Source organism: Burkholderia sp. Ac-20345 (genome assembly GCF_017104825.1).
GTDB lineage: Bacteria > Pseudomonadota > Gammaproteobacteria > Burkholderiales > Burkholderiaceae > Burkholderia > Burkholderia lata_B.
This window is the reverse complement of the sequence record NZ_JAAGPO010000197.1, coordinates 1-18,640: the sequence shown is the minus strand read 5'-3', so window position 1 is coordinate 18,640 and position 18,640 is coordinate 1. Positions and strand designations below refer to the sequence as shown.

Annotated in this window: 18 protein-coding genes; 7 read left to right on the top strand and 11 right to left on the bottom strand. The window is 68.4% G+C overall.

Annotation, left to right across the window (positions count from 1 at the left end; all coding sequences use genetic code 11):
• Positions 1 to 469 (bottom strand): outer membrane protein assembly factor BamE (locus tag G3O06_RS39295; RefSeq protein ID WP_205819316.1); only part of this gene is annotated, 469 nt, incomplete at its 3' end.
• 142 nt (positions 470 to 611) lie between these two features.
• Between G3O06_RS39295 and fur the strand changes: the two genes are divergently transcribed.
• A complete protein-coding gene (gene fur / locus G3O06_RS39290; RefSeq protein ID WP_006400349.1) occupies positions 612 to 1,040 on the top strand; it encodes a ferric iron uptake transcriptional regulator in 429 nt (142 codons plus the stop codon).
• A gap of 168 nt (positions 1,041 to 1,208) precedes the next feature.
• Here the strand turns inward: fur and G3O06_RS39285 are convergent, their stop codons facing one another.
• The 3 genes from G3O06_RS39285 to G3O06_RS39275 all read right to left on the bottom strand — a co-directional run bounded on the left by G3O06_RS39285 (position 1,209) and on the right by G3O06_RS39275 (position 4,178).
• A complete protein-coding gene (locus G3O06_RS39285; RefSeq protein ID WP_174916861.1) occupies positions 1,209 to 1,727 on the bottom strand; it encodes an ureidoglycolate lyase in 519 nt (172 codons plus the stop codon).
• A gap of 14 nt (positions 1,728 to 1,741) precedes the next feature.
• On the bottom strand, positions 1,742 to 2,749 hold the full coding sequence (gene alc, locus G3O06_RS39280) for an allantoicase (protein WP_205819315.1): 1,008 nt from the start codon (positions 2,747 to 2,749) through the stop codon (positions 1,742 to 1,744).
• Positions 2,750 to 2,855: 106 nt separating this feature from the next.
• Entirely contained in the window at positions 2,856 to 4,178 is a 1,323-nt protein-coding gene (locus G3O06_RS39275) for a C4-dicarboxylate transporter DctA (protein WP_174916859.1), read from the bottom strand.
• A 213-nt stretch (positions 4,179 to 4,391) separates the two neighbouring features.
• Here G3O06_RS39275 and G3O06_RS39270 point away from each other — a divergent pair, with 213 nt between their 5' ends.
• Positions 4,392 to 5,114 carry an FCD domain-containing protein gene (locus G3O06_RS39270; RefSeq protein ID WP_174985006.1) on the top strand — a complete coding sequence of 241 codons (723 nt, stop codon included), beginning with the start codon at positions 4,392 to 4,394 and terminating at the stop codon, positions 5,112 to 5,114.
• A 54-nt stretch (positions 5,115 to 5,168) separates the two neighbouring features.
• On the opposite strand, the gene cynR is transcribed toward G3O06_RS39270, so the two are convergent.
• Positions 5,169 to 6,059, bottom strand: coding sequence for a transcriptional regulator CynR (cynR, locus tag G3O06_RS39265; RefSeq protein WP_205819314.1), 891 nt, complete (start codon positions 6,057 to 6,059; stop codon positions 5,169 to 5,171).
• Between the two features lie 311 nt (positions 6,060 to 6,370).
• On the opposite strand from cynR, the gene G3O06_RS39260 reads away from it, so the two are divergent.
• Entirely contained in the window at positions 6,371 to 7,570 is a 1,200-nt protein-coding gene (locus G3O06_RS39260) for an MFS transporter (protein WP_205819313.1), read from the top strand.
• Between the two features lie 113 nt (positions 7,571 to 7,683).
• Here the strand turns inward: G3O06_RS39260 and G3O06_RS39255 are convergent, their stop codons facing one another.
• From G3O06_RS39255 to G3O06_RS39240, 4 genes are all read right to left on the bottom strand, one after another.
• Positions 7,684 to 8,742 (bottom strand): L-idonate 5-dehydrogenase, encoded by a 1,059-nt coding sequence (locus G3O06_RS39255; RefSeq protein WP_205819312.1) that lies wholly within the window; start codon positions 8,740 to 8,742, stop codon positions 7,684 to 7,686.
• Positions 8,743 to 8,752: 10 nt separating this feature from the next.
• A complete protein-coding gene (locus G3O06_RS39250) occupies positions 8,753 to 9,709 on the bottom strand; it encodes a 2-hydroxyacid dehydrogenase (RefSeq protein ID WP_174998943.1) in 957 nt (318 codons plus the stop codon).
• Positions 9,710 to 9,778: 69 nt separating this feature from the next.
• Positions 9,779 to 11,227, bottom strand: coding sequence for an MFS transporter (locus G3O06_RS39245; protein ID WP_205819311.1), 1,449 nt, complete (start codon positions 11,225 to 11,227; stop codon positions 9,779 to 9,781).
• Positions 11,228 to 11,383: 156 nt separating this feature from the next.
• Positions 11,384 to 12,157 carry an SDR family NAD(P)-dependent oxidoreductase gene (locus tag G3O06_RS39240; RefSeq protein WP_041493006.1) on the bottom strand — a complete coding sequence of 258 codons (774 nt, stop codon included), beginning with the start codon at positions 12,155 to 12,157 and terminating at the stop codon, positions 11,384 to 11,386.
• Between the two features lie 151 nt (positions 12,158 to 12,308).
• Between G3O06_RS39240 and G3O06_RS39235 the strand changes: the two genes are divergently transcribed.
• A complete protein-coding gene (locus G3O06_RS39235; protein ID WP_205819310.1) occupies positions 12,309 to 13,211 on the top strand; it encodes a LysR family transcriptional regulator in 903 nt (300 codons plus the stop codon).
• 76 nt (positions 13,212 to 13,287) lie between these two features.
• Here the strand turns inward: G3O06_RS39235 and gap are convergent, their stop codons facing one another.
• Both gap and tkt read right to left on the bottom strand, forming a co-directional pair.
• Positions 13,288 to 14,298: a type I glyceraldehyde-3-phosphate dehydrogenase gene (gap, locus tag G3O06_RS39230; protein WP_174916851.1), complete on the bottom strand. Its 1,011-nt coding sequence runs from the start codon at positions 14,296 to 14,298 to the stop codon at positions 13,288 to 13,290.
• A gap of 88 nt (positions 14,299 to 14,386) precedes the next feature.
• Positions 14,387 to 16,459: a transketolase gene (tkt, locus tag G3O06_RS39225; RefSeq protein WP_174972085.1), complete on the bottom strand. Its 2,073-nt coding sequence runs from the start codon at positions 16,457 to 16,459 to the stop codon at positions 14,387 to 14,389.
• 216 nt (positions 16,460 to 16,675) lie between these two features.
• On the opposite strand from tkt, the gene speE reads away from it, so the two are divergent.
• The 3 genes from speE (at position 16,676) to G3O06_RS39210 (ending at position 18,545) form a co-directional block, all read left to right on the top strand.
• On the top strand, positions 16,676 to 17,533 hold the full coding sequence (gene speE, locus G3O06_RS39220) for a polyamine aminopropyltransferase (RefSeq protein WP_174916849.1): 858 nt from the start codon (positions 16,676 to 16,678) through the stop codon (positions 17,531 to 17,533).
• Positions 17,534 to 17,694: 161 nt separating this feature from the next.
• Positions 17,695 to 18,111 (top strand): VOC family protein, encoded by a 417-nt coding sequence (locus G3O06_RS39215; protein ID WP_174972089.1) that lies wholly within the window; start codon positions 17,695 to 17,697, stop codon positions 18,109 to 18,111.
• Positions 18,112 to 18,128: 17 nt separating this feature from the next.
• Positions 18,129 to 18,545, top strand: coding sequence for an RsmE family RNA methyltransferase (locus G3O06_RS39210; protein WP_277403776.1), 417 nt, complete (start codon positions 18,129 to 18,131; stop codon positions 18,543 to 18,545).
• The last annotated feature ends 95 nt before the right edge of the window (positions 18,546 to 18,640 follow it).

Sequence of the window (18,640 nt, the reverse complement as noted above, 5' to 3'; positions counted from 1 at the left end):
CCGCTTGCGCGGCGCTCGCGGCAGCGGCAGCCTCGGCGGCCTTCTTCGCCGCTGCGGCCGCCTTCGCCTTCTTGCCGCCACGGTCGCCGTCGATGTCGGCCAGCAGGTCGAGTTCGGAAGGCAGGTTGTCCGCCCCCGTCCAGCCCGCCAGGCGATCGCCCGAGAACGTCACGACGAGATCGCGCTGCTGGACGACCGCCGTCGAGCCGCGCTTGAAGTAGAAGAGGTAATCCCAGCGGTCGGCGTGGAACATGTCGGCCAGCAGCGGGGTGCCGAGCAGCGCGCGCACCTGCTCGCGCGACATGCCGACCTGTAGCTGCGCGGCCTTCTCCTGCGACACGAAGTTGCCTTGCACGACGGTGATCCGGTAGGGGGTGATGCTCTGCGCGATGCGCTGCGTCACGCTGTCGTACGACGAACAACCAGCCAGCGCGGCAACGGCGGCGGCAGCGATGATGACACTCCGCATGCGACTCCTCTGAAAGTGCGAAAGAGATTCTGGAATCATTTCCCTCACCGTGCAGGCCCGCGTCGCAGGCCGCGCGTATTTCTGGAATGGCGAAAAGCCGGTAACATTGAAGCCCTGCATTGTACTCTAGGGATGCCTAGCCATGACCAATCCGACGGATCTCAAGAATATCGGGCTAAAGGCCACCCTACCGCGCCTCAAGATTCTCGAGATCTTCCAGCAAAGCCCGGTGCGCCATCTGACGGCAGAAGACGTCTACCGGAACCTGCTCAACGAGCAGCTCGACATCGGGCTGGCCACCGTTTACCGCGTGCTGACGCAGTTCGAGCAGGCCGGCCTGCTGTCGCGCAGCAACTTCGAATCCGGCAAGGCCGTGTTCGAACTGAACGAAGGCTCGCACCACGACCACCTCGTGTGCCTCGATTGCGGCCGCGTCGAGGAATTCTTCGACGCCGAGATCGAAAGCCGCCAGCAGGCGATCGCGAAGGAGCGCGGCTTCCGCCTCCAGGAGCACTCGCTCGCGATGTACGGTTCCTGCACGACCGAGAACTGCCCGCACCGCAAGCACTGAATCCGCGCGACCCGCGCATGCGGCACGGCCCGGCCGGCATCTCGCCGCCCGGGCCGTGTTCTTTTCGGGATAAGGCCGCGCAAGCCTTGCGCCCCAGGCTTTCGAAAACCCTTCGACACGGCCGCCCGGGCTGCCGCCAGGCAGCCGGCGCCGGGCGCCGCGCCTGCGTCAGGCCGCGCAGGCCGGCTCGAACTCCAGCGCCCACGCGCGCTCGAGCGGGATCTCGTCGCAGTTCGGCTGCGATCCGCCGCGATCGACGATCACGAAATCGCTGACCGCATCGAGCGCGAGCAGCGGATGGTGCCAGACGCCCTTCGCATAGTTCACGCCCTGCCAGCCTTCCGCGAGGAATGCACGCATCGCGTCGGGCCGGAATTCGCCGGCCGGCGCGACGACGATCGCGTAGCGCGACACGGCCGCGAGCGGGATGAACGCCTGGCTGCCGTGCGGATGGCGCTCCATCAGCGTGACCGCGACCGGCAGCGCGCGCGGCTGCGCGCGGAACACGCTGACGAGCGGGCGGCCGCCGTCCGCGCACACGTCGATCGTCGCGAGATCGTGGAAGCGCTCGGTCGTGCCGCCGTTGATCGGGAAATGCCGCGCGCCTTCGAGCGCGATCACGTCGCCGAACGGCGCGAACGCTTCGCGGGTCAGGCGCTCGACGCGCAGGATGTGGGATCCGCTCATGCCGTTGCCCTCCTTCAAGCCGGCTCGCCCCACAGACGCAGGCGCGACACGCCGCCGTCCGGGAAGATGTTGAAACGCACGTGCGTGACGGGGCCGAGCGCGGCAAGCTGGTCGAACGTGTGGACGTGGTCCATCTGCAGCTTCTGCTCGCCGAGCAGTTCGGCCCAGAACATCGCCTGCGTGACGAGCGAATCGTCGGTGCCGCCCGCGACCCGCGCGGCCTGCAGCGAGCAGCGGTCGGGGAAATTGCCCTTGAAGAACGCGGTATCCACTTCGACGCGCCGGATGATGCCCGGCCGCGCAAGCGCGACGATCGCCCAGTCGTTGCCGGGCTCGCGGCGGCGCCGCGTTTCCCAGCCGTCGCCCATGTTCACGCCGCGCCCCGGCATCAGCATCTGCGACGCCGGGCCGAAGTGCTGGTTGTTCGCGGCCACCAGGTAACCGCCGTTCTCGATTGCCGCCAGATCGACGAGCTCGCCGGCCGGCATCTGGCGCCAGTCGCGCTGCGGCTGGCCGTACACGCGCAGCCGTGCGAGGCCGCCGTCCGGGTACAGGTTCACGCGCAGGTGCGTATAGGGCTGCGCGTCGTCGACGCTCACGTAGTGATGCGAATTGCCCTGCAGCGTCGTCGCCGGGACGATCGGGCGCCATTCGGCGGTGTCGGGCGGCGTGTCGCCTTCGGCGACGCACGCGTCGATCGACGCGGCCGGCGGGAAGTTGCCGGTGAAGTGGCTCGTGTCGAGGTCGACGCCGTGGATCACGCCCGGCCGTGCGAGCCGCACCACGCAGAAGTCGTGGCCGGTCGTGCGCTTGCGGCGCGTTTCCCAGCCGTCCATCCACTTGCCGTGGTCGTCGTACTTGCCGGGAATGAACATGGCCGGCTCGGGATTCAGCATGCGCTCCTTCGGCGCGAAGAATTCATCGCTGGCAAAGAGCGCCTGCGCCCCGAGGCGCGGGTCGGCGAGGTTCATGTAACGCCGCGTGAAGGCCGGCGCGTTCGGATCGAGGATGGGGGCTGCCATGTCGTCTCCTGATGTTTGATGTCGTGCCGGCGCATCGAGGCGCCGGCCACATGAATTGCGGTTGCGCGGGACGACCAGGGGAAGCCGCCCCGCGCGGGGGGTGCGCTCAGAGCGCGTGAGCCTGGTCGCCGGCGACCGGCGCCGCGCGATCTTCCTCTTCGGCCGGCACGTAGCGCAGCTCGCGGTTCAGCACGCGTTTCGCGCGGGCTCGATCGATGTCGTTCTCCCACACCGCGACGACCACCGTCGCGACGCAGTTGCCGATCAGGTTGGTCAGTGCGCGGGCGATGCCGACGAACCAGTCGACCGGCAGGATCAGCACGAGGCCGAGCACCGGAATCGCGGGGATCGCCGACAGCGTTGCCGCGAGGATCACGATCGCCGAGCCCGGGATCCCGTGCGCGCCCTTCGACGTGACGAGCGACACGAGCAGCACGACGATCAGGTCATGCGTCGACAGCGGCGTGTTGGTGGCCTGCGCGATGAACAGCACGGCGAGCGTCAGGTAGATCGAGAAGCCGTCGAGGTTGAACGAATAGCCGGTCGGGATCACGAGGCCGACCGTCGAATCCTTCACGCCCATGTATTCGAGCTTGCGCATCACCTGCGGCAGCACCGCGTCCGACGACGCCGTGCCGAGCACGATCGACAGTTCCTCGCGCAGGTAGCGGATCAGCTTGAACACCGAGAAGCCCGCGAGCCGCATCACCGTGCCGAGCACGACCGTGACGAACACGAAGCAGCTCAGGTAGAACACCGCGACCAGATAGCCGAGCTGCTTGAGCGACGCGACGCCGTACTTGCCGGTCGTGAACGCGATCGCGCCGAGCACGCCGAGCGGTGCGAGCTTGATGATGAAGCCGATGATCCGGAAGAACACGTGCGACAGTTCCTCGATCAGCGAGTTGACGCGCTGCGCCTTGTCGCCGAGCAGCGACAGCGCGGAGCCGAACAGCACCGCGAACACGAGGATCTGCAGGATGTCGCCCTTCGCGAACGCGTCGATCGCGGTCTCGGGGATGATCTTCATCAGGTAGCCGGCCGTGTCCTTCAGGCTTTCGGCGTTCTTCGCGTACGACGCGAGCGACGACGCGTCGAGCGAGCGCAGGTCGATGTTCATCCCGACGCCCGGGCGCGTGAGCCACGCGAGCACGAGGCCGATGCCGAGCGCGAGCGTCGTCATGATCTCGAAGTAGATGACGGCCTTCAGGCCGACCCGGCCGACCTTCTTCAGGTCGCCCGCGTTGGCCATCCCGCTGACCACCACGCAGAACACGATCGGCCCGATCACCATCTTGATGAGCTTCAGGAAGCCGTCGCCGAGCGGTCGCAACGACTCGGCGAAATGCGGGAAGAACGCGCCCAGCGCGATCCCTAGAATCAATGCGACGACTACCCGGCCAAACAGCGAATTGAGGAATTTCGACACGGCGCTCTCCCGATCCAACGGTTGCAGTTTCGTCTGTTCATACTGGTAAGACCAGTGATGTTATGGTGGATAGTAGGAAGCCGATATAGTCGCGTCAAGGACGATCAAAATAGGGATTTCCCGCCCCTCGCACGCCAGGTTCCGATGCACCGGACAGGGGCAGGTCGTGGCTTTCCCGTAGGCCGGGCATGCACCGCCTGCGTGCGGATTACAATGCCGGTCAGACCGGCCAAAGTTCACATCATGAAAAACGTTCCGCATACCGTGACCGACGCCGCCATCGCGACGATCCGCGACCGGATCGAGGCAGGCGTGTATCCGGTCGGCAGCCTGCTGCCGGCCCAGCGCCAGCTCTCCGAGGAGCTGGAGATCAGCCGCGCGTCGCTGCGCGAGGCGCTGTCGACGCTCGAGGCGCTCGGGATGCTGCGCATCCGCGCCGGCAAGGGCGTGTATGTCGAAAGCGCGCAGGCCACGGCCGCGCATGCATGGCGGTTCGCCGAGCAGTCGTCGCCGCCCGACACGTACCAGATGCGCTATGCGCTCGAAGGCTTCGCCGCGCGGATGGCCGCGCACGTCGTCAGCGATGACGACATCGCGTGGTTCGAGGACAACCTCGCCAGCCTGCACGTCGCGCTCACCGAAAGCGCGCTCGACGAGGCGTCGCAGCTCGACTTCGACTTCCACATGCGGATCATCCATCTCGCCGGCAACGCGGCGATCGAGTCGGTGCTGCGCAGCAGCGCGGACATCATGAAGGAAAGCCAGCGCATGCCGTTCTACCGGCGCGAGCTGCTGCTGTCGACGTGGCAGGAGCACCGCGCGATCGTCGACGCGCTGATCGCGCGCGACGCGGCCGCCGCGGGCACCGCGATCGAAACGCACATCGCGAACGCCGCGCAGCGCGCGGGCATCTTCTTCCCGACACCCCGCGCGTAACGCGGTCGGGCGGTCAGGCGGCCGCCCGTCGCGCGCGCCGCCCGGTCGGACCGGTCAACCTCCCGACGGATCGCGATACGCGAGCGCACGCTCGATGAACGCGCGCGCCGCAACGCTGCGGTAAGCACCCTTGCGCGTCAGCAGCGCCGCCGTGCGCGCGGGCAGCGGCGGATCGATCTCCAACGCGCACAGGTCGGCGCTCTCGCGCGCGATCGCGTCGGGCAGCACCGTCGCGAGCCGGCCGCACCGCACGAGTTCCAGCACCGCGCTGATCGTATTCGTCTCGATCGCGATCTTCGGCTGCGCGCCATGCTCGATGAAATACCGGTCGATGCTTTCGCGCGTCGCGAACGCACGGCTCAGCAGCACCAGCGGCTCGCCGCCGAGCTCGGTCGGCGTCAGTGCGCGGCGACGGCGCGCGAGACGGTGCGTGCGGCCCGTCACGAGCGCGAGCGGCTCGTCCCACAGCGGCAGCGCGTCGATGTCCGGCGCGCGCGGCGGCATGAACGCGAAGCCCGCGTCGAGCCGGTCGTCGGCGAGCAGCGCCTCGATGCGTTCCTGCGGCATCGCATCGATCGTCAGCGCGACGTTCGGATAGTCGGCATGGAACGCGTCGATCAGCGAGCCGCTCAGGTAGGCCGCGAAGGTCGGCATCATCGCGAGCCGCAACGACCCGCTGCCGAGATCGGCGACGTCGTGCAACGCGCGCTGCCCCGTATCGAGCTCGTGCAGCGCGGCGCGCGCATGGCGCGCATAGACCTCGCCGAACTCGGTGAGTTGCACCGTGCGGCCCGAGCGGTCGAACAGCTGCACGCCGAGCGTTTCCTCGAGCTGGCGCACCTGCTGCGACAGCGTCGGCTGCGATACGTGCAGCGCGTCGGCCGCGCGCGTGAAACTGCGCTGCTCGGCGACGGCCAGGAAATAGCGGATGTGGCGGAGTAGCATGGCGGCCGTCGTATTGGTTTTGCCAATGAAGACCATAACGAGCCAGTCTTGGACGCTATGGTTCGATTCCCGCATCATACGCACATCCGTTCCCGTGCATTACCGCTGTCACCGCACCGGAACGGCCCGCCCGGGCCCGCCCTGCCTCCGCCCGCCGACGACGATCCGCCGCCCGCCCGATCCGGGCCCGGCCGCAATCCGCCCGGCGCGCATCGGCTCACCGCCGATCCGTCGACGCCGGCCCCGATTTCCGTCACCCCGCGCAACCGACGGCCCCGTGCCGCCGCCCGGCGCCGCTGTTTTTCGCGACCATGGAACCGCATCACGACACCCATCCTCCCCTGACCCGCGGCATGACGCTGCTGTTCGCCTGCGCGTGCGGCATCGTCATCGGCAACATCTACTACGCGCAGCCGCTGCTCGCCGCGATCGCGCGCAGCTTCGGGCGCGCACCGACTGAGCTCGGCTATCTCGTCACGCTGACGCAGCTCGGCTACGCGGCGAGCCTGCTGCTGATCGTTCCGCTCGGCGACGCGGTCAACCGTCATACGCTGATCGTGCGGCTGCTGATGCTCAACGTCGTCGCGCTGGTCGCGGTCACGTTCAGCACGAACTTCACGATGTTCGTCGTCGCGAACGTCGCGGTCGGCTTCGTCACCTGTTCGACGCAGTTGCTGGTGCCGTTCGCCGCGTCGCTCGCCGATGCACGCTCGCGCGGCCGCGCCGTCGGCACCGTGATGAGCGGGCTGCTGCTCGGCATCCTGCTCGCGCGCGTCGCGGCCGGTGCGATCGCCGACGGGTTCGGCTGGCGTGCGGTGTACGGCATCGCCGCGGTGATGGTAGCGGCGCTGACCGCCGTGCTCGCCGCGAAGCTGCCGAAGGATCGCCGCGACGCGCGCCTCGACTATGCGGCGCTGATGAAGTCGCTCGTCGCGCTGGTGCGCGCGCAACCGCTGATCGCGCTGCGCTCCACTTACGGCGCACTCGTGTTCGCGTGCTTCAGCCTGCTGTGGACGGGCCTCACGTTCCTGCTGAGCCAGCCGCCGTACAGCTATTCCGAAGGCCAGATCGGCCTGTTCGGGATCGTCGGCGCGGTCGGTGCGCTCGCAGCGACGTCGGCCGGCCGGCTCGTCGATCGCGGGCACGGCAACGCGGCGACGGGGCTGTTCGCGGCGGCCGTGCTCGCGTCGTTCGCGCTGATCGCGACCGGCGCGCACTCGCTCGCGGCGCTGATCACCGGCATCCTGCTGCTCGACGTCGGCGTGCAGGGCATGCACATCTCGAACCAGAGCGTGATCTATGCGCTAGCCGGCAACGCGCGCAGCCGCGTGACGACGATCTACCTGACGAGCTACTTCATCGGCGGCGCGTTCGGGTCGTTCGCGGCGAGCGTCGCGTACGGCATCGACGGCTGGCGCGGCGTGTGCATCGCGGGCGCGGGGCTCGCGGGCGTGCTGATCGCGTTGTGGCTCGCGTCGCAGCGCGTCGGCGTGCGGCAGGTCACGCAGTAACGCAGTCAGCCGTTTCCTCGTCACCATGAAAAAAGGCACGCCCCGCGAATCGCGGGCGTGCCTTTTGTTCGATGGCGTCGAGACCGCCTCGCGCCAGCGCGTGACCGTGACCGTTAAGCCGCCTCGTCCGCGAAATCGATCAGCACCTTCATCGCGCGCTGCCGGTCGCCGGCCAGTTCGAACGCAAGGTTCGCGTCGCGCATCGGGAACACGCGCGTGACGGCCGGCCGCAGGTCGACGCGCCCCGCATTGATCAGTTGCACCGCGAGCGCGAATTCCGCGTGGAAGCGGAACGATCCACAGATCGACAGCTCCTTCGCGACCACGACGTTCTGCGGCAGGCTGACGTCGCCGCCGAGCCCGAGCTGCACGACGACCCCGCGCGGGCGCATCACGTCCAGCCCGTCGCGCAGCGCGCGCGCATTGCCCGAACACTCGATCATCACGTCGAACGTGCCCTTGTCGGCACTGTAGCGCTCGACCCAGCCGGCATCGGCCGCCGCATTGATCGTGTGGTCGGCGCCGAGCGCGCTCGCCACTTCCAGCGGCGCCTCGACCACGTCCGTCGCGACGATCTCCGCCGCGCCGTGCACGCGCGCCGCCGCGACCGCGAGCACGCCGATCGGCCCGCAGCCCGACACGAGCACGCGCTTGCCGATCAGCGGGCCCGCGCGCGACACCGCATGCAGCCCGACCGCGAACGGTTCGGCGAGCGCCGCGAGCGACAGCGGCACGTGATCGGCAACCTTCACGCACTGCACCGCGTCGCACACGAGCGCGTTGCGGAATGCGCCCTGCACGTGCGGCATCCGCATCGCGCTGCCGTAGAAGCGCATGTCGAGACACTGGTTCGGCAGCCCTTCGAGACAGTAGCGGCACGCGCCGCACGGCCGGCTCGGATTGACCGCGACGCGATCGCCGACCTTCACCGACGTCACGTCCGGCGCCACTTCCGCGACCGTGCCGGCCACCTCGTGGCCGAGCACCATCGGCTGCTGCAGCCGGATCGCACCGAAGCCACCGTGCCGGAAGTAATGGAGATCGGAGCCGCAGATGCCGCCCATCGCGACATCGACGCGCACCTGGCCCGGGCCGATCTCGCCCGCGTCCTGCTCTTCCACCCGCAGGTCGTTCGGCCCGTGGATCACGACACACATGCAACGCATACGCATGACAGCCTCCTCAGACGACCGGCGTGACCAGCGGCTCGCCGGCGAAGTGCGCGGCAAGGTTGTCGCGCACGAGCCAGCCCATCGCCTGGCGCGTCTCGATCGTACCGCTCGCATGGTGCGGCTGGAGCAGCACGTTCGGCAACGCGAGGAAACGCGGGTCGATGCGCGGCTCGTTCCAGAACACGTCGAGCGCGGCGCCGGCGATCGCATTGCGCTCGAGTGCGTCGAGCAGCGCCGGTTCGTCGACGGTCGTGCCGCGCGACACGTTCACCAGGTAGCCTTGCGGCCCGAGCGCATCGAGCACGGCCGCGTCGACGAGGTGACGCGTCGTCGGCCCGCCCGCGAGCGTGACGATCAGCAGGTCGCACCAGCCGGCCAGCGCCGCAAGATCGCCGAAGAAGCGGTGCGGGCTGTCCGCGCGCGGCGTGACGTCGAAGTAGCCGAGCTCGACGTCGAAGCCGGACAGCCGGCGCGCGATCGTCGTGCCGATCCGGCCGAAGCCGACCACGCCGACGCGCTTGCCGTAAAGCCGCGTGACGAGCGGCATGTCACCGTCGCGCCATGCGCCGGAACGCACGTACGCATCGCCGGCGCCAATCCGGCGCAGCATCGCGAGCGCGAGCCCGACGCCGAGATCGGCCACATCGCCGGTCAGCACGTCGGGCGTATTCGTCACGCGGATGCCGCGCTCGCGCGCGGCGGCGAGATCGATCGCATCGGTGCCGACGCCGTAGCAAGAGATGATCTCGAGCTTCGGCAGCGCTGCGATCAGCTCGGCATTCGCGCCGAGATCGCCGCGCGTCGCGATCGCGCGCACGCCGGCGCCGTGTTCGGCGAGGAATGCCGCACGGTCGGCGGCCTCCCACAGCCGGTGGACGTCGTAGCCGGCCGACAGCCATGCGTCGTCCCACGGCTGGTAAGGGCCCGTCATCAGCAGTTCGGGCCGCTGGGTCGATTCGTGCGCCATCTGCGCTTGCTCCTGTCGAGATAAGTTGAATGCGAAAGCGTGCCGGGCCGCGTCAGCCGCCCGGCCCGTTCATGCGTGCCGCGCGAGCGGATCGGCGTCCGGTGCCGACGCCGCCTGCGCCGCGTCGAGCGGATCGTCGAGATCGCGGTTCAGCGTTTCCGGCATCCGCGACGTCGTGAACAGCGTGATCAGCGTCAGCAGCACCAGGTACGCGGCGATCGGCACCCACGCGCGCACGCCGGCCGCGTGGTCGCCGCCGTGCAGCGCGATCACGGTCGCGATGATCGTCGCGCCGACGAGCGGCGCGATCCCGCCCGCAAGCACCGCCGATACTTCACGCGAGAACGACACGCCCATGTAGCGATGGCGCGCGCCGAACAGTTCGGGCAGCAGCGCGGCCTGCGCGCCGAGCATCCCCCAGTTCGCGAAGCCCTGCGCAACCGAGATCGCGATCACGCTCGCGACCACGTTGCCGTGACTGAAGATCCACCACACCGGGAATGCGAGCGCGAGCTGCAGCCACGCGAACGTGCGATACACGCGCACACGGCCGAAGCGGTCACTCAGCCAGCCGGCCAGCGGCACCGTGCACGCGCCGACGGTCGCCGCGCACACCAGCGCGAGCGCGCCGATCGGCCCCTTCATCCCGATCACGCCGGCGAGATAGCTGACCGCGAGCGCCTGGTAGATCGACGAGCCGCCGTTCTCGGCCATCCGCAGGCCGATGCCGATCAGCAGCGAGCGCTTCGAATGCTGCACGGCGCTCTTCAGCGGATTCGTCGAGACCTGCGCGCGCTTCTCGAGCCGCACGAAGGTCGGCGACTCGTGCAGCCGCACGCGCATGTAGATCCCGACCGCGACGATCACCGCGCTGAACAGGAACGGCACGCGCCAGCCCCAGCCGTCCGTCACGCGATCGATGTTCGCGAGCAGCAGGAAATAGACGGCCGCCGCCAGCACCGTGCCGAGCTGGATGCCGAGGAACGGCAGCGACGCATAGAAGCCGCGCTTGCCCGGCGGCGCATATTCGGTCATCAGCACCGCGGCGCCGGCCTGTTCCGCGCCGGCACCGAGGCCCTGCAGGATGCGCAGCAGGATCAGCAGCGCGGGCGCCCAGTAGCCGGCCGTCGCGAAGGTCGGCAGCACGCCGATCAGCGTGCTCGCGACACCCATCAGCAGTACCGTCGCGGTCAGCACGAACTTGCGGCCGATGCGGTCGCCGAGCACGCCGAACACGACGCCGCCGAGCGGGCGCACCGCGAAGCCGACGAAGTAGGTGCCGAAGCTCGCGATCAGCCGCATCTCGGCAGTCTGCGCGGGAAAGAACAGCGGCCCGAACACCAGCGCCGACGCGAGCGTGTACAACGCGAAATCGTAGTATTCGAGCGCGCTGCCGAGCGAGCAGGTCCATGCCGCGCGGTTGAGCTGCTTCGTGTCGACGCCGCGGCGCCCGGCGGTCTCGCCCGGCGCGCCGGACCCTGCATCGTGCCGCGCGGGCGGCGGGGAAATGCGATCCATCGTTGTCTCCTGTCTCCTGCCTTCCGTTCCGGAACCCGGCCGCGTGTCGTGCGACCGGGACATCGGCCCGCTCGTGCGGCGGGCTCTTCTGGGAATTCGGATGCCGGCCTCAGCCGGCGCAACGGCGCTCCGCGCACGGCGCGGGCACGCCGCCGCTCAGACGGCGCTGGTCAGGCCGCCGTCGACGAACAGCGTCTGGCCGTTCACGAAATCGGACGCGGCCGATGCGAGGAAGATCGCCGCGCCGCACAGCTCGTCGACGCGCCCCCAGCGGCCGGCCGGCGTGCGCTTGCACAACCAGTCCGAGAACGCCGCATCGTCGACCAGCGCGCGGTTGAGTTCGGTTTCGAAATAGCCGGGCGCGAGGCCGTTCGCCTGGATGCCGTGGCGCGCCCAGTCGGCGCACATCCCTTTCGTCAGCATCCGCACCGCGCCCTTGGTCGCCGCATACGGCGCGATCGTCGGCCGCGCGAGCTCGCTCTGCACCGAGCAGATGTTGATGATCTTGCCGCGGCCGCGCGCGATCATGTGCCGCGCGACGGCCTGCGCGACGTTGAACACGCCGTCGAGGTTCACGCGCATCAGCGCATGCCAGTCGTCCGGTTCGAACGCGTCGAGCGGCGCGCGGCGCTGGATGCCCGCGTTGTTCACGAGGATGTCGATCGCGCCGACACGCGCCTCGAAATCGTCGATCGCCGCGCGCACCTGCGCGTGCTCGGCGACGTCGAATACCGCGTAGTCGGCCGTGAAGCCTTCCTCGCGCAGGTGCCGCACGAGCGTCGCGGCCTTCTCCTCATTGCGATCGTTGATGACGATCGCCGCCCCCGCTTCGGCCAGCCCGCGGGCGAGCGTCAGCCCGATCCCGCGTCCGGAACCGGTAATCAGTGCGCGGCGGCCGTCGAGGCGGAACCGTTCAAGCGCGTTGGTCATGCGTGTCTCCTCGTGCCAGTCGAGCCGGCGGCCCATCGCGGCCGGTCTCGCGTTGACGGTATCTTCGGCTGCTGGCCGGGCGTCGCGCCAATGGTCTTTTTTGATCCGGTTATCATGAAACCTGATTACCGCCCTCGCCTGCCCGCCGCCCATGGAACTCAAGCAATTGCGCGCCTTCGTCACGCTCGCGGAAGAGCTGCATTTCGGGCGCGCCGCGCAGCGCCTGTTCATCGTGCAGCCCGCGCTGAGCATGCAGATCAAGGCGCTCGAGGAAGAACTCGGCGCGCGCCTGTTCGAGCGCGACCGGCACAAGGTCGAACTGAGCGATACGGGGCGCGTGTTCCTGCCCGAAGCGCGCGCCACGCTGCAGCAGGCCGCGCGCGCGGAACAGATGGCGCGGCTGTCGAGCCGCGGCGAGATCGGCACGCTGCGGATCGCGTTCGTGTCGTCGGTGCTGCCTACGCTGCTGCCGGCCGTGCTGCGTACGATGCGCGAGCGCTATCCGCTGATCACGCTCGAACTGAAGGACATGCCGACGCCCGACCAGATCGCCGCGCTGCGCGACCGGCGGATCGATTTCGGGATGATCCGGCTGCCGGCCGCGTATGCGGGCATCGACACGCGCGTGGTGCTCGAGGAAGGCTTCGTCGTCGCGCTGCCGCTCGACCATCCGCTCGCCGCACACGATGCGATCTCACCGGCCGCGCTGCGCGGCCAGCCCGCGTTCGTGCTCGCGCGCCGCTACGCGCCGGGCTTTCACGACGACATGCTGCTCGCGCTGAGCCGCGCGGGCACGACGCTCGAAATCGCGCAGGAGTTCGGGGAATTCACGACGATGCTCGCGCTCGTCGCGGCGGGGATGGGCATCGGGCTGATTCCGGCAGAAGCCGCCAGCGCGCTGCCGCCGAACGTGCTCGCGCGGCCGCTCGACCTGGCCGGGCACCGCACCGGCATCGGTCTCGCGTGGACCGATCTCGACAGCCCGCTGAAGCGCGCGTTCGTCACCGCGCTCGAGCACGTGACGGCGGTATCAAGCAATAACGGCGGGCAATAAAAAAGCCCGGCCGGAAAACCGGGCCGGGCTCGTTCGCTACGCAGGCCGCCTTGCGGCGGCCGCGCAACGTGCGGGATTACTTCGCGTTCGCGAACGCGACAGCCGTATCCAGCATACGGTTCGAGAAACCCCACTCGTTGTCGTACCAGCTCGACACCTTCACGAGGCGGCCCGACACCTTGGTCAGCGTTGCGTCGAACGTCGACGAAGCCGGGTTGTGGTTGAAGTCGATCGACACCAGCGGTGCGGTGTTGTAGCCGAGGATGCCCTTCAGCGCGCCTTCCGATGCTTCCTTCATGATCGCGTTGACTTCCTCGACCGTCGTGTCGCGCTTCGCGATGAACGACAGGTCGACGATCGACACGTTGATCGTCGGGACGCGGATCGCGTAGCCGTCGAGCTTGCCGTTCAGTTCCGGCAGCACCAGGCCGACCGCCGAAGCAGCACCCGTCTTCGCCGGGATCTGGCTGTGCGTGGCCGAACGCGCGCGGCGCAGGTCTTCGTGATAGACGTCCGTCAGCACCTGGTCGTTGGTGTAAGCGTGGATCGTCGTCATCAGGCCCGTTTCGAGGCCGATCTTGTCGTGCAGCGGCTTGACGAGCGGTGCGAGGCAGTTCGTCGTGCACGATGCGTTCGAGATCACGGTGTGCTCGGCCTTCAGCACGTTGTGGTTCACGCCGTAGACGATCGTTGCGTCGACGTCCTTACCGCCCGGCGCCGAGATGATCACCTTCTTCGCGCCGCCCTTCAGGTGCGCGCTCGCCTTTTCCTTCGTCGTGAAGAAGCCCGTGCACTCCATCACGATGTCGACACCGAGCTCGCCCCACGGCAGTTCGGCCGGGTTGCGGTTCGCCAGCACGCGGATCCTGTCGCCGTTCACGATGAGGTAATCGCCGTCGACCGACACTTCACCCGGGAACTTGCCGTGCGCGGTGTCGTACTGGGTCAGGTGCGCGTTGGTCTTCGCATCGCCCAGATCGTTGATCGCGACGATCTCGATGTCGTGCTTCTTGCCGTTCTCGTAGAACGCGCGCAGCGTGTTGCGGCCGATGCGGCCGTAGCCGTTGATTGCGACGCGAATCGTCATGGTCTATCTCCTGATGGCTGAAAAAAATTCGTTTCGTGCAGCTTCACGGTGCGACGCGCGCGAGGGGTAGCGCGCGTCGCGTATGCTTTTAGGCCAGCACGGCCTTGGCGGTCTCGACGACGTGCTCGACGGTGAAGCCGAAGTACTTGAACAGCACGCCGGCCGGCGCCGATTCACCGAACGTGTCGATCCCGACGACGCCGCCTTCGAGGCCGACGTACTTGTGCCAGAAGGCCGTCACGCCCGCTTCGATCGCGACGCGGCGCACGCCGTGCGGCAGCACGCGTTCGCGATATTCGGCGTCCTGGCGGTCGAACACGTTGGTCGACGGCATCGACACGACGCGTGCCGCGATGCCTTGCTGCGCGAGCGGCTCGACGGCCTTCATCGCGAGTTCGACTTCCGAGCCCGTCGCGATCAGGATGATCTTGCGCGCGACGATCTCTTCGTCCCAGTCCTTCAGCACGTAGCCGCCCTTGTCGATGTTCGCGATCTGCGAATCCGTGCGCGGGTTGAATGCCAGGTTCTGGCGGCTGAAGATCAGGCTCGACGGACGGTCGGCTGCGACCGCGTGCGTCCATGCGACGGCCGTTTCGACCGTGTCGGCCGGACGCCATACGTCGTGGTTCGGGATCAGGCGCAGGCTCGACACGTGCTCGATCGACTGGTGCGTCGGGCCGTCTTCGCCGAGGCCGATCGAATCGTGCGTGAACACGAAGATCGACGGCAGCTTCATCAGCGCGGCCACGCGCAGCGCGTTGCGGCTGTAGTCGGAGAACGTCAGGAACGTGCCGCCGAACGGCTTGTGGCCGCCGTGCAGCGCGAGACCGTTGATCGCGGCGCTCATGCCGAATTCGCGCACGCCGTAGTTGATGTGGTTGCCCAGCTGGACGCCGGGGCCTTCCGGATTCGCACGGACGGCCTTCGACGCCTTCCAGTTGGTCAGGTTCGAGCCGGTCAGGTCGGCCGAGCCGCCGAGCAGCTCGGGCAGCGCGGCAGCCAGACCTTCGATCGCCTGCTGCGACGCCTTGCGGGTCGCCACCGTTTCGCCGCGCTCGTTCGCGCCGGCGATGATCGCCGCAGCCTTCTCGGCCCAGTCGGCCGGCAGCTGGTTGGCCATCCGGCGCTCGAATTCGGCGGCTTCTGCCGGGAACTTGGCGCGATATGCAGCGAACTTCGCGTCCCAGTCGGTTTCCGCGCGCTTGCCGGCTTCCTTCGCGTCCCATGCCGCATAGACTTCCTGCGGAATCACGAACGGCGCCCACGTCCAGCCGAGCGCTTCGCGCGTCTTCGCGATTTCTTCCGCGCCGAGCGCCGCGCCATGCACGTCGTGGCCGCCGGCCTTGGTCGCCGCGCCCTGGCCGATCACCGTCTTGCAGCAGATCAGCGTCGGCTTGTCCGACAGCTTCGCCTTCGCGATGGCCGCGTCGACCGCGTCGACGTCATGGCCGTTCACGTTCGGGATCACGTTCCAGCCGTAGGCTTCGAAACGCTTCGGGGTATCGTCGTGGAACCAGTTCACGACGTCGCCGTCGATCGAGATGCCGTTGTCGTCGTACAGCGCGATCAGCTTGTTCAGCTTCAGCGTGCCGGCGAGCGAGCAGGCTTCGTGCGAGATGCCTTCCATCAGGCAGCCGTCGCCGAGGAACACGTACGTGTGGTGATCGACGATCTTCGCGCCGTCACGGTTGAACTCGTCGGCCATCAGCGCTTCGCCGAGGGCCATGCCGACCGCGTTCGCGAGGCCCTGGCCGAGCGGGCCGGTGGTCGTCTCGACGCCCGGCGTGATGCCGTATTCCGGGTGGCCCGGCGTCTTCGAGTGCAACTGGCGGAAGTTCTTCAACTCTTCCATCGGCAGATCGTAGCCGGTCAGGTGCAGCAGCGAGTACAGCAGCATCGAGCCATGGCCGTTCGACAGCACGAAGCGGTCGCGGTCCGCCCAGTGCGGGTTCGTCGGGTTGTGTTTCAGATGGCGCGACCAGAGCGCGACGCCGATTTCGGCCATGCCCATCGGCATGCCGGGGTGGCCGGAGTTCGCTTGCTGAACGGCGTCCATCGCGAGCGCACGGATCGCGTTGGCCATCAGGGTGGTGGAGGCGGGAGACGAAGTCGTCATGTCGAGTCCGGAGAACGAGTCGAGGAAACGGGGGCACGGCGGCATCCGGAAGCTCGAGCGTCAATCGTTCCCGGCGCGCGGTGCGGCGCCTGACGGACGCGAAGCGGACGGAGCCTACGGACGGGGCTGCAAAGCTCGTCATTTTAACAGATGGGCTGACATTTCCCTTGTCGGCGAGTAGTGTTCCGGCACGGTTTTCCGTCAAACCGCCCGCCTCCTATAATTCAGACGTCGGAACTGCCTGCCCGGAGTGGCCCGCCCGTGAGCACGACTCTTCTCTTCCACCCTACGCCCGACTCCGCCTACGGTTTCCCGAACGCCCGGCGGCTCGCGCACGTCGCGTCGCCGCACCAGCAGATCGAGGTCTGGGAAACCCCGCAGCTCGGCCGCCTGTTCACGCTGGACGGCCGGCCGATGACGTCGGTCGGCGACGAGTACGTCTATCACGAGTGCATGACGCACCCGGCCGCGCTCGCGCATCCGTCGCCGCGCCGGGCGCTCGTGCTCGGCGGCGGCGACGGCGGCGCGGCGCGCCAGCTGCTCAAGCATGCGTGCATCGAGCGGATCGTGATCGCGGAACTCGACGACGAGGTGGTCGGGATGGCGCGCCGTTATCTCGACGACGTGCACCAGGGCGCGCTCGACGACCCGCGTGTCGAGGTCGTGATCGGCGACGCCGCGCATTTCGTCGATTCGACCGTCGAACATTTCGATCTCGTCGTGTTCGACCTCACGCCGCCCGATTCGCCGGCAGCCGGCCTCTATACGCGTGCGTTCTACGCGCGGCTCAAGCGGATCCTCGCGCCGTGCGGCGCGATCTCGATACACCTCGGCTCGCCGGTATTCCATGCGGCGCGCATCGCCGCGCTGCTCGACGACCTGCGCGCGAGCTTCGCGGTCGTCGATCCGCTGTCCGCGCACGTGCCGCTCTATGGCTCGCAGTGGCTGATGGCGATCGCGAGCGACACGCTCGACGCGGCCGCGCTGTTCGCACACGACATCGACGAACGGCTCGCCGCCCGCCGCGTCCAGGGCTTGCGCTACTACGACGCGCGGCTGCATGCGTCCCTCTTTGCCCTGCCGTGCGCGCTGCGCGATACACTGGGTGTCCGCCGCTGAGCGTCCGCGCGGCCGCCTCGCTCCGTTTTTCCATCGCGACTTCGCAGGATTCGTGATGTCCGGCACCGGGGCGAAACGCCCCGGACACCGCGACGCCCCCTGAACGAACGCCGAAGCACGGAATCAGCGCAAGCGCCGAAGCGCCCACACAGGAGATTTTCATGACCGATCCACGTCCGGCCAACGTGCCTTGGTTGACGCCCTACCTGGCCGTACGCAACGCGCGCGCAGCCATCGATTTCTTCAAGGCCGCATTCGGCTTCGAGCTGCGCGACGTGCACGACGAGGACGGCGCGATCATGCACGTCGAGATGGCCTACCGCGGCCAGCTGATCGTGATGTTCGCGCCCGAGGGCGCGTTCGGCTCGACCGCGCTCACGCCGAAGAGCGCGAACGCCACCGCACCGCAATCGTTCTACCTGTATGTCGACGATGTCGACGCCACCTGGCAGCGCGCGCTCGACGCGGGCGCGAAATCGCTGAGCCCGCCGCAGGATCAGTTCTGGGGCGACCGGTTCGCTCAGATCGAGGATCTCGACGGCTACCGGTGGGCACTCGGACACCGCCTCGACGCATGACCCAAACCGCTACACGCATGAACGAAGCCACTACCACCGCGGCCGTGCCGCGCTTTTTCGTCGACGCGGCACTGCGCGCCGACGCCACGCTCGCGTTGCCGGCCGATGTCGCGCGCCACGCGCAGGTGCTGCGCCTGCAGCCCGGCGACGTGCTCGCGCTGTTCGACGGCACCGGCGGCCAGTACCGCGCGCGGCTCGTCGAGATCGACAAGCGCAGCGCGCTCGCGCAGATCGACGCGTTCGAACCGGCCGAAGCCGAGCCGCCCTATCGCGTGACGCTCGCGCAAGGCATCGCCGGCGGCGACAAGATGGACTGGGTAATCGAGAAGGCCGTCGAGCTCGGCGTGGCGGCGGTCGTGCCGCTGTCGACCGCGCGCGGTGTCGTGAAGCTCGCCGGCGAGCGCGCGATTACGAACACGTCGAGCATGAACTGATGCGCATCGTCGAAGCGCGCAACGACCGCGAAGTGACGGAGCGCGCGATGCACGCGTACTTCAGGAAGCGCTATCGCCAGCCCGACGCCTGCGTC